The 12125-nt window shown below is 31.9% G+C and carries 10 protein-coding genes; 5 read left to right on the top strand and 5 right to left on the bottom strand.

The annotated features are described in order from the left end of the window. From RH98_RS13240 to secDF, 4 genes are all read left to right on the top strand, one after another. Positions 1–479 (top strand): GreA/GreB family elongation factor (locus RH98_RS13240; RefSeq protein ID WP_010255778.1); only part of this gene is annotated, 479 nt, incomplete at its 5' end. 152 nt (positions 480–631) lie between these two features. Further along, positions 632–2572 carry a DNA topoisomerase (ATP-hydrolyzing) subunit B gene (gene gyrB / locus RH98_RS13235; RefSeq protein WP_010255775.1) on the top strand — a complete coding sequence of 647 codons (1941 nt, stop codon included), beginning with the start codon at positions 632–634 and terminating at the stop codon, positions 2570–2572. An 82-nt stretch (positions 2573–2654) separates the two neighbouring features. Then, a complete protein-coding gene (mdh, locus tag RH98_RS13230) occupies positions 2655–3590 on the top strand; it encodes a malate dehydrogenase (RefSeq protein WP_010255771.1) in 936 nt (311 codons plus the stop codon). 136 nt (positions 3591–3726) lie between these two features. Then, positions 3727–6702, top strand: a complete 2976-nt coding sequence (gene secDF, locus RH98_RS13225; protein ID WP_010255768.1) for a protein translocase subunit SecDF — start codon at positions 3727–3729, stop codon at positions 6700–6702. Positions 6703–7210: 508 nt separating this feature from the next. Here the strand turns inward: secDF and lgt are convergent. The 5 genes from lgt to RH98_RS13200 form a co-directional block, all read right to left on the bottom strand. Beyond that, positions 7211–8140 (bottom strand): prolipoprotein diacylglyceryl transferase, encoded by a 930-nt coding sequence (gene lgt, locus RH98_RS13220; RefSeq protein WP_010255766.1) that lies wholly within the window; start codon positions 8138–8140, stop codon positions 7211–7213. 69 nt (positions 8141–8209) lie between these two features. Further along, positions 8210–8434, bottom strand: coding sequence for a membrane protein insertion efficiency factor YidD (gene yidD / locus RH98_RS13215; RefSeq protein ID WP_010255763.1), 225 nt, complete (start codon positions 8432–8434; stop codon positions 8210–8212). A gap of 49 nt (positions 8435–8483) precedes the next feature. Then, positions 8484–9962, bottom strand: a complete 1479-nt coding sequence (gene cysS, locus RH98_RS13210; RefSeq protein ID WP_010255761.1) for a cysteine--tRNA ligase — start codon at positions 9960–9962, stop codon at positions 8484–8486. Between the two features lie 24 nt (positions 9963–9986). Further along, positions 9987–10658 carry a GTP cyclohydrolase I FolE gene (gene folE, locus RH98_RS13205; protein ID WP_010255760.1) on the bottom strand — a complete coding sequence of 224 codons (672 nt, stop codon included), beginning with the start codon at positions 10656–10658 and terminating at the stop codon, positions 9987–9989. A 280-nt stretch (positions 10659–10938) separates the two neighbouring features. After that, positions 10939–11196 carry a hypothetical protein gene (locus tag RH98_RS13200; RefSeq protein WP_010255757.1) on the bottom strand — a complete coding sequence of 86 codons (258 nt, stop codon included), beginning with the start codon at positions 11194–11196 and terminating at the stop codon, positions 10939–10941. 298 nt (positions 11197–11494) lie between these two features. On the opposite strand from RH98_RS13200, the gene RH98_RS13195 reads away from it, so the two are divergent. After that, on the top strand, positions 11495–12125 hold a 631-nt coding region (locus RH98_RS13195; protein ID WP_010255755.1), incomplete at its 3' end, for a hypothetical protein.

The raw sequence follows: 12125 nt of genomic DNA, 5'->3' as shown, positions 1-12125 counted from the left end.
AATTAAAAGGATTTCTAAAAATTAGAATGATGACTTTAAAGAAGAAGCTAAAAGAAATTTGTCTGGAGCGATTAAACGATAAGATTGATGCTTTTCAGTCTATGGTAGATGATCTGTCTTTGGATGCTCAAAATGATGCTAAAAGCTCTGCAGGAGATAAGCATGAAACTGCCTTATCTATGATGCATTTGGAACAAGAAAATATCAGTAGTAAAATAAAAGAGAATTTAGAAATACGCGATATTATATCAAGAATAGATGCAGAGAAAGTAAGCGAAAAAGTAGAGTTTGGTAGTGTGGTAAAAATAAACTCAGTGATGTTGTTTTTTTCAGCAGCATTACCAAAGATAAATGTAGATGAACAATCTGTGCTGGCAGTTTCTGTAGATGCACCGATTGCGAAAGAATTATTGGGTAAGAAACTTAATGACACTTTTATTTTTAATAATTGTGAGTTTAAAGTGAATTACTTAGAATAGTTAAGGAATAAGAAATAAAAAGGCGTATGATATTTTATCATACGCCTTTTTTCATTTTAATAGTATTTTAGTTGCTTTATATGGGGTGTATAGCTTGATAAAGTACTTGAATTAATGTATATTTGTACGTTACTTATTTTAGAAAAATAATTATGAGCCAAGAAACAAATAAGAATAATTATTCGGCAGATAGCATTCAAGCTCTTGAGGGAATGGAACATGTAAGAATGCGTCCTTCAATGTATATCGGAGATGTAGGTGTTAGAGGTTTACATCATCTAGTATACGAGGTAGTGGATAACTCAATTGATGAGGCATTAGCTGGATATTGTGATACAATTAATGTCATTATTAATGAAGATAATTCAGTAACTGTTCAAGATAACGGTCGTGGTATTCCTGTTGATATACACAAAAAAGAAGGTGTATCTGCATTAGAAGTTGTAATGACAAAAATCGGTGCAGGTGGAAAATTTGACAAAGATTCTTATAAAGTTTCAGGAGGGTTGCACGGTGTAGGTGTATCATGTGTTAATGCTTTATCTGATTTATTAAAAGCTACTGTATTTAGAGATGGAAAGATTTATGAGCAAGAGTATTCTCAAGGTAAAGCTTTATATCCAGTTAAAGTAGTAGGTGAAACAGATAAAAAAGGTACTCAAGTTACTTTTCATCCAGATCCAACTATTTTTACGCAAGTTACAGAGTTCTCTTATGAGACGCTTGCTGGAAGATTAAGAGAGTTAGCTTTCTTAAATAAAGGTTTAACTATCACTTTAACTGACTTAAGGGAAATAAATGAAGATGGTACGCCTAAGAGTGAGGTGTTTTTCTCTAAGGATGGTTTAAAAGAATTTATTAAGTTTTTAGATGGTAACCGTGTTCCTATTATTGGAGATGTAATTTCAATGGAAACGGATAAAGGAGAAGTTCCTGTAGAAGTTGCCTTAATCTATAATGATACTTATTCTGAAAATATTTATTCATACGTGAATAATATTAATACTCACGAGGGAGGGACTCACTTACAAGGTTTCCGTATGGGGTTAACTCGTACGTTAAAAAAATATGCTGATGCTTCAGGATTATTAGAAAAGCTAAAATTTGAAATTACTGGTGATGATTTCCGCGAGGGATTGACAGCTATTATCTCTGTAAAAGTTATGGAGCCTCAATTTGAGGGACAGACAAAAACAAAACTTGGGAATAGAGAAGTAGTATCGCCGGTAAGTCAGGCTGTAGCTGAGATGTTAGAGGCATATTTAGAAGAACATCCAAATGATGCTAAAATCATTGTACAGAAAGTTATTCTTGCTGCTCAAGCTCGTCATGCTGCTAAGAAAGCAAGAGAAATGGTACAGAGAAAAACTGTCATGGTAGGTGGTGGTCTTCCTGGGAAGCTTTCAGATTGTTCAGAGCAAGATCCAAAATTATGTGAAGTGTTCTTAGTAGAGGGAGACTCTGCGGGGGGAACTGCTAAAGAAGGACGTGACCGTAATTTTCAAGCCATTTTACCTTTGAGAGGTAAGATATTGAATGTTGAGAAAGCTATGGGGCACAAAGTTTTTGAAAACGAAGAGATTAGAAATATTTTTACTGCTTTAGGGGTTACTATCGGTACAGAGGAAGATAGTAAAGCTTTAAATCTAGAAAAATTACGTTATCATAAGGTTGTAATCATGTGTGATGCCGATGTCGATGGTAGTCACATTGCTACATTAATCTTGACATTCTTCTTTAGATACATGAGAGGATTGATAGAAAATGAGCACGTGTTCATTGCAACTCCTCCTCTTTATTTAGTGAAAAAAGGTAATAAAAAGGAATATGCGTGGACTGATGAGGAGCGTATTGAATTAATGGAACAAATGGGTAGTGGAGCTACAGTACAGCGATACAAAGGTCTTGGAGAAATGAATGCAGAACAGTTGTGGGATACTACAATGAATCCAGAGCACCGTATCTTAAGAAAGGTAACTATTGATAACCTTCAAGAAGCTGATCGCGTATTTTCAATGTTAATGGGAGATGAAGTGCCACCACGTCGTGAGTTCATTGAGCAAAATGCAACTTATGCAAAAATTGATGCTTAGTAAAGTTTAATATTAATTGAAAAAAGGTCAGGCATATTTATTATGTTGACCTTTTTTTTTAACTAAATAAAATATAAAAGATATGAAAGTTTCTGTTATTGGTGCAGGTAATGTAGGAGCTACTTGTGCAGAAGTTATGGCAAATAGACAAATTGCAAGCCAAGTTGTTCTTTTAGATATTGCAGAAGGATTAGCTGAAGGAAAAGCAATGGATATCATGCAATGTGCACCTAATTCAAAATTTGATACTGTAGTAAAAGGTAGTACTAATGATTATAGTACTACAGCTAATAGTGATGTGGTAGTAATTACATCAGGTATTCCACGTAAACCAGGAATGACCAGAGAAGAGCTAATTGGTACCAATGCTGGTATTGTTAAATCTGTTATTGAAAATACTTTAAAATATTCACCTAATGCTATTTTTGTTATTGTTACAAATCCATTAGATACTATGGCATTAGCTGCTCTTAAAATTTCTGGACTTGCTAAAAATAGAGTAATAGGTATGGGGGGAGCTTTAGATTCTTCTAGATTTAAATATTTCTTAAGTCAAAAATTAAATAAGCCTATTTTAGAAATAGAAGGAATGGTTATTGGAGGACATGGGGATACTACAATGTTACCTTTAATTAATTTAGCTTCTTATAAAGGAGTTCCTGTGACTGATTTATTAACATCGGAAGAGCAAGAGGAAATAATAAAATCTACAATGGTAGGAGGAGCTACATTAACTAAATATTTAGGAACTTCTGCGTGGTACGGACCTGGGGCTGCTGTTGCTAATTTGGTAGACAGCATATTATATGATAGAAAGAAAATGATACCTTGTTCTGTATTATTAGAGGGGGAATATGGCCATCAAGATTTATTTATCGGTGTTCCTTGTATAATAGGGAAAAATGGCTTGGAAGAAATTGTCGAGTTAAAATTAAATGCTTCAGAACAAGAAAAATTTAATAGTAGTGTTGAAGCAATAAAAGAAACAAATAAAGAGTTAACAAATATTTTAGGGTAATTTTTTGTTTCTTACAAAACAATATTAAATTAAAACCTATATTTTAGAGATATTCTTAATAAAAATATTGGTTAATCCTATTGCATATTTTATATTTGCTCGTTTTTAAAATAATAAATAATTAATTTAAGTAATAATGCAGAACAAAGGACTCGTTAAATTTTTTGCAATTATATTTGCTTTGGTAAGTGTTTACCAGCTTTCATTCACCTTTGTTACCAACCATTATGAGAAAAAGGCGAAAGCTTATGCTGATGGTGATTCTACAAAAGAATTACAGTACTTAGACTCTATTGGTAGCCAAAAGGTTTTTTTAGGACAAACATTTAATGAAGTAAGAGCTAAGCAAATCAATAAAGGTTTAGACTTAGAGGGAGGGATTAATGTTACATTACAAATCTCTATTAAAGATATCCTAAAAGGATTAGCAAATAATTCAAAAAATGCTGTTTTCAACAAAGCTTTAGCTGATGCAGAATCAATGCGTCAAGGTAATCAAAGCTATCTAGATGGATTCTATCAAGCATTTGAAAAAGCTTCAAATGGTACGGTAAAATTAGCTTCAGCTGATATTTTTGCGAATAGAAATTTAAGCGAAATTACAGTTGATATGTCAGATAGTCAAGTTAAGGCTATTTTGAACAAAAAAGTTAAAGAATCTATCGAAAGTGCTTATCGAGTTTTTAGAGAGCGTATAGATAAATTTGGTGTAAGTCAACCTAATATTCAAATGCTTGGTGATACAGGACGTATTCTTGTAGAATTACCTGGAGCAAAAGATGTTGACCGTATTAAAAATTTATTACAAAGTACAGCTCAATTAGAATTTTGGGAGACTTATAAATCAGGAGATGTTGCTAACTTTTTAGTAACAGCTAATGAGTATTTAAAAACTACTGAGAAAAAAGAAGTTGCGAAAGAAGAAGTTAAAGAATCAACATCTGAAATTGATGCTTTATTAGGTGCAAACAAGGATAGTCTTTCTGCAGAAACACAATCTCAAGGTCCTTTATTAGATTTGTTTGCAATGGGAGGTCACCCAGAAAGTCCAATTATTGGATATTTTCAAACAAAAGATACAGTAAAAGTAAATGCTTATTTAAAACGTGCTGATGTACGTAATATGTTACCTGCTGATCAAAAATATGTTCGTTTTGCTTGGGGTAAACCTAGTAAAAAAGCTCAGGATTTAGTAGAGTTATATGCATTAAAAACTAATCGTGATGGCGTTCCTCCTTTAAGTGGAAGTGTTATTACTGGGGCTCAAGATGAATTTGACCAATTTAGCCGTCCTGTTGTAGGGATGACAATGAGTCCAAAAGGAGCTAAGATTTGGGAAGAGTTAACTGGAAAAGCTTATACAGAAAAATCAAATATTGCTATTGTTTTAGACAATATTGTTTATTCAGCTCCAGGAGTAACTAATGGTCCTATTTCTGGTGGTAGATCTTCTATCTCAGGAGATTTTACAATTGCAGATGCAAAAGATTTAGCTAATATATTAAGAGCTGGTAAATTACCTGCTGGTGCAGATATCGTTCAGTCAGAAATTGTAGGGCCTTCATTAGGACAACAAGCAATTGACGCAGGTATGCTTTCTGCTGTAGCTGGTTTAATTATAGTTGCAGCTTGGATGGCATTTTACTATGGAAGAGCTGGATGGTATGCTAATATTGCTTTATTAGCGAACTTATTATTTATGTTCGGTATTTTAGCTAGTTTAGGTGCTGTATTGACTTTACCTGGTATTGCAGGTATTGTTCTTACAATGGGTACTGCAGTTGATGCTAATATTATTATTTACGAGAGAGCCAAAGAGTGTCTTCGTAAGGGAATGAGTCTGGCAGAAACAATTAAAGAATCATATAGCTGGCATGGTGCTATGCGTCCGATTGTAGATGCAAACGTTACTCATATTTTAACTGGTGTAATCTTATTTGCATTTGGTTCTGGACCTATCAAAGGTTTTGCCACTACATTGTTAATAGGTATTGCTACTTCATTATTTACTTCTATTTTCATCGCTCGTATCTTTATGGATAGAGATTTGAAAGCAGGAAGAACGTTAGCATTCTGTACTTCAGTAACTAAAAATTGGTTTACTAATTTCCATTTTGATTTCTTAAAAGTTAAGAAAATTACTTATGGACTTTCAGCAGTTATTGTTATTGTTTCTTTTGTATCATTCTTTACTAATGGTTTTGATGAAGGAACTGATTTCGTAGGAGGTCGTACTTTCCAAGTTAAATTCGATAAACCTGTAACTGCAAATGAAGTTAGTGAAAAACTAGGTGATGTATTTGGAGTAAGTGTTGAGGCAAAAGTATTTGGTAATAAAGAACAATTGAAAATTACTACTAAGTATAGAGTAGATGAAGAGGGAGCAGCAGTTGATCAAGAAGTAAATGAAAAGCTTTATGAAGGACTGAAAGGTTATTATTCAGAAGATATTACTTACAATGAATTTGTAAATGCTACTGAAGGTAAAACTTTAGGTGTAATTCAAGCTTCTAAAATTGGTCCAAGTATGGCAAAAGACGTTAAGCAGAATGCTTATTGGGCAGTATTAGGATCTATGGTTGCTATCTTTATTTACTTAGTTATATCATTCCGTAAATGGCAGTATTCATTAGGTGCTATTGTTTCTGTAGCCCATGACGTTATATTCGTATTAGGAGTGTATTCGTTAACTTATAAATTTATGCCTTGGCATATGGAGATAGATCAACATTTTATTGCTGCTATCTTAACAGTTATCGGATATTCTATGAACGATACAGTAATTGTATTTGACCGTGTACGTGAATACATCGCTGGGAAAACGAAAGGAAATTTCAATAAGATCGTTAATGACTCTGTAAATACAACATTATCTAGAACAATTAATACTTCATTGACATTAATCTTAGTATTATTGATTATGTTCATCTTTGGTGGTGATTCTATTAGAGGATTTGTATTTGCAATGCTTATTGGAATTATAGTAGGTACTTATTCATCTTTATTCTTGGCAACACCAGTATTAGTAGATACTATGCCTAAGAAAGATAAAGAAGAAATTGAGAGAAGACATAAAGAAGCACAAGAAGAATTAGCAGCTGAGAAAGCTTAATTCTGGTCTTTAGAATATGAAAGAAAAGGCAGCCTTACTAAGGCTGCCTTTTTCATTTTAAGTGTATTGTGTCGTCTTATAGTTATATTGCAATTACTTAAATTATTATATCTCACTTTAACCTTTATTTGTCTAATTACATCTTATTACTAATTAAGACATTTTATATTTAAGAATATTGGAAAATAAAATATTATCGATATAATTATAATGCAGTTAGATATCAACTAGTAATACATAAGTCTTTGTTGTGTGTATGCTGTTCAATATTGCTTCTATTAAAAGATGTTTATAATAGAGACATATAGTCTTATCGTGACAGGAAAGCATTTACATGGTTATTAAACTAGCATTATGTTTTTTTAAATATTGGTATGGAAAACATATAATGTAGAAACTACTTTTAAGGTTAAGAGACTTAAAAAGAGCAGAAGATAATAGTGTTTAAAACAAAGAGCGCTGATTTAATTTAAAATCAGCGCTCTTTGTTTTTATACAATATATATAATTATTCGTATTTTCTATTTTTAGCTGTAAGCCACAAATAAACTCCTACTATGATAAAAGGTATACTTAGCCACTGTCCAGTAGAGAAAAGCCCTAAAGTGTCTTCTATACCACCTTGTTTACTCTTCATAAACTCAATAATGAATCTCACTACCCATAATAATACTAAAAATACACCAAATATATAGCCTAGTTTTTTACGAGCATCTGTTTTCCAATAGAGGAAATATAAAATTACAAATACAATAATGTAACCAAATGCTTCATATAATTGGGTAGGATGTTTAGCTACCACATTAGCTAATAAATCTGAAAAACGAGGATCGTTTTGTATAGCTAAATAGGCTTGGTTATAATCGTTTATTCCTGTTGCTTGTATTGCTTCTCTTGGTGAATACTCATCTCTAATAAAACGAATTCCTAATGAACTAGTAGTTGGATGACCTACAATTTCTGAATTAAAGAAATTACCAAAACGAACAAATACTCCACCTATTGTAACAGGAATTACAATTCTATCTAATATCCATAATATTGGTTTTTTGATAATGTTCTTACTGTAGTAATACATCACAATGATAATAGCTATCGCTGCTCCATGACTTGCCAGACCACTAAAGCCTACTATTTCGAATTTAGGTGAAAAGCGCACAGGCGAAATGATTTCAAATAAGTGGTCTTTGTAATAGTCCCAATCGTAAAAAAACACATGTCCTAAACGAGCTCCTACTAGTGTAGCAAGGACTGTATATATAAATAGTTTATCTAATTTATCAACGCTTATTCCTTCGCGATCATATATTTTTTTCATTATGAACCAACCTAATCCAAAGGCTACAACGAACATTAAGCTATAGTAACGCAGTTTTATAAATCCTAAATCAAATCCTTCCGAAGGATTCCATATCATGTTTAATGAATGTAATGTCATAAATAGTAGTGTTAAAGGATAAAAGTAAATAAAAAATATCTAAATAAAAGATATTTTAGGTAAGATTGATTAAGGTACAGGATCATATCCTTTACCACCCCAGGGGCCGCAGCTAGCAATTCTTTTAATAGCTAACCAACCTCCTTTAAAAAGCCCGTGTTTCTTTAAAGCCTCAAGTGTATATTGAGAACACGTAGGACTATATCGACATGCAGGTGGAAATAGGGGAGATATAGCAAGTTGATAAAACCTAACTAAAAGAACAAATGGAAATATTAATATTTTTCTAATCATGATTTAAATCAGAAAAAGCTATAAGGAGACCCTTATAGCTTTTATTATTTTAAATTGTAAAAGATGTTCCTTCTTTTCCGTCTTTTAACTGAATACCTATTTTTGCAAGCTCATCTCTTATGTGATCAGACATTGCAAAATTTTTGTTAGCTCTTGCTTCATTTCGCATTTGAATAAGCATATTAACTACACCTTCTAATTTTTCATTATTAGCACTAGTAGTTTCAGTATCTTCCAGTCCTAATACATCAAAAGTAAAGGCATGCATTGTAGCTGATAATTCTGCTAAGTCATTTGCCGAAATAGTTTCCTTATTTTCTTTTATAAGATTAATCATCTTAACCGCTTCAAATAGATTTGCAATTAAAATAGGACTGTTAAAGTCATCATTCATTGCATCGTAGCATGATTGTTTCCATTTTGCGATATCTACTGAAGAATTTGTAGAAACTTTTAAATCTTTTATTGATTTAATTGCTTCCATTAGTCGATGATAACCTCTTTCTGAAGCATTGATAGCATCATCAGAAAAATCAAGGATACTTCTATAATGTGCTTGTAGTATAAAAAATCTAGCTACAGCAGGAGCAAAGGCTTTGCTCAAAATGTTGTTCTCTCCAGAAAATAATTCATTTGGCAATATATTATTTCCTGTTGATTTTGCCATTTTTTTACCATTAAGCGTAAGCATATTAGCATGCATCCAATAATTAACTGGCGTATTTCCTGTACAAGCTTCATTTTGAGCTATTTCACATTCGTGATGAGGGAATTTTAAATCCATTCCTCCTCCGTGAATATCAAAATGCTTTCCTAAGTATTTCGTACTCATTGCTGTACATTCTAAATGCCAACCAGGGAAACCATCTCCCCAAGGAGAAGGCCAACGCATTATATGTTGTGGTTCTGCTTTTTTCCAAAGAGCGAAGTCTAGAGGGTTTTTCTTATCTGATTGACCATCTAAATCACGTGTATTAGAAAGTAAGTCTTCTATTTTTCGACCACTTAATACTCCATAATGTTTTGACTTGTTGTATTTCTCAACATCAAAATAAACGGAACCATTTACTTCGTAAGCAAATCCATTATTGATAATACCTTGAATGATATCTATTTGTTCAATAATATGCCCAGTTGCAGTAGGTTCAATACTAGGAGGAAGATTATTAAATTGTTTAAGAATATTGTGAAAATTCACAGTGTACTTTTGTACAATCTCCATTGGCTCTATTTGTTCAATACGAGCTCTTTTAGCAATTTTATCTTCTCCTTCATCAACATCGTCAACGATATGACCTACGTCAGTAATATTACGAACATAACGTACTTGATAACCTAAATGTCTTAAATAGCGATATACCAAGTCAAAAGAGATAAAAGTTCTACAGTTTCCTAAATGTACATAGTTGTAAACAGTAGGTCCACATACATACATTCCTACTTTTCCTTCATGGATAGGTACGAAAACTTCTTTTTCTCCTGATAAGGAGTTGTAAACTTTTAATTGTTGCTCTTGATATAATGCCATAGTTTAAAGGATTATTTAATGATATTAGAACTTAGTTTCTAATTTGATGTATTCTAAAAATTCTCTGCGTACATTCTCATCTTGGAATTTTCCTCCAAATTCTGCTGTAACTGTACTACTTTCGATATCACGGATACCGCGAGAGTTAACACATAAGTGTTTTGCATCGATAATACATGCTACATCTTCTGTATTTAATACTCGTTTTAATTCATTTACAATTTGAATTGTCAAACGTTCTTGCACTTGAGGTCTTTTTGAATAATAATCTACAATACGATTCATTTTTGAAAGTCCTACAACAGTACCATTTGAAATATAGGCTACGTGTGCACGACCTACAATAGGAAGTAAGTGATGCTCACAAGTAGAATATACAACAATATTTTTCTCTACAAGCATTTCATTATACTTGTATTTATTGTCAAACGTAGAAGAACTTGGTTTTTTTGCAGGATTTAAACCTCCAAAGATTTCTTTTACAAACATTTTAGCTACACGATTAGGAGTACCTTTTAAACTATCATCATTTAAATCTAGTCCTAACGTGTTTAAAATATTTTCAACGTCTTTTCTAATTATTGCTATTTTTTCGTCATCCGTGCGGTCAAACGCATCACTTCTTAATGGAGTAGCATCACTGCTTGAGATGTGGTTGTCTCCCATTTCGTCGTGAATATTTTCGTCTGTGTTCATTATGCTTATTTTTAATACATATTGTTATAAATCGCTACAAATATAAATAATTATTATAGATAAAAGGGGGAAGACAACACAGAAAAACCAAGGTTATTACAGTATTAACGCTACAAGTAATTTTTAAGATTACTATTGGTTAATTGTTTAGAATAATAAAACTTATACTATGTATTAGTATACATTACATTAAAAAACTACAAATTAAAGAACTGGTTTAAATGTAAATCACATAATAAACAAAACAACCACTTAAAATTTTAAGTGGTTGTTTTGTTTATTATTCGTCATCTTCAGTTTTACCTTTTGTATGTTTATGCTCAGTATTTTCATTGAAAAATTCGTTAAATATCTTAATACTACTAAGTGGATCAGGCATTCCCATTGGAGCATTTTCCCTTTCATAGTGTTCTATAAGAATATTTAGAACTTCGTATTCATCTGCTTCTGGGGTACCTTCTTTAGCAGCTTCTAGCAGCTGTATCCTTATCATTGCCATGTGGTAATCCTCTTCTGTTCTGATTGGTGCTATATTCATAATGAAATATTGTTAGATTTATTCCGAATATACTGAATATAATATAATTAATATGTATAAATTAGGTTTATTTAACGTTTAATTTAATACTTATCAGTAACTGACTTTTTGATATAGCTATTTTAGGATGTAATTACATTTACATCATATGTCACTGAATATTTCTTACGATAATTATTGTTTAAATATGTATTACTACAAATGAAAATAAATGTCATATTGAATATTAATTGTACTTTTGAAGGGTTGCGACAATAGTAAATATTAATGAAGAATTATTGTTTTGAATGTTAGTTAGATGAAAGATAATGTAAAAGAAACAACTATAGATGTCAGTAGTGGCTTTGCTGAGCATGGAATTAAAGGAAAAATACAATTATTAGATGCTGGAGAAGTCCATATTGATCATGTTTCGTTGCAGCATAAAAACAGACAACAAAAAGATGTTATTCGTGAAAATAAACACATAGAATTGTTTTTTTTGTTGCAAGGAGATCATTTCTACCAATCTAATAATAAGCATCTGCTATCAACCTCTACAGGTTGCTTTAGCTTTTTTCACTTGCCTTATCTTGACGGATCTTTAGCCTTTAATCCAGTTGAGGGAGCTTACCATTCTGTTGGAATAGAATTTACAATGGATTTTTTAGAACGTATTTTTGGTGGCGATCTCGAAGTACTTGGAGATTTTGGAAAGTCATTGTATAAGGACAGGGAGAGTACCTATTCAGGTAATGTTATGATGTTACCTGAAATGAAAAGCCTGTTGAATGATTTAGTTTGTAATAACTATTCAGGTATGCTCAAGAAAGTATATATGGAAGCCAAAATAACAGAGATGTTATTGCTAGTTATTACACATGGCGGAGAATCAAAATATAATATTGCTAATGAATTTTTATCGAGAAGTGATATAGATAAATTATATT

Origin of the sequence: Myroides injenensis M09-0166, from assembly GCF_000246945.1 — a bacterium.
Taxonomy (GTDB): domain Bacteria; phylum Bacteroidota; class Bacteroidia; order Flavobacteriales; family Flavobacteriaceae; genus Flavobacterium; species Flavobacterium injenense.
The sequence above is the reverse complement of the archived record's forward strand: the minus strand, read 5'-3'. Positions and strand labels throughout refer to the sequence as shown.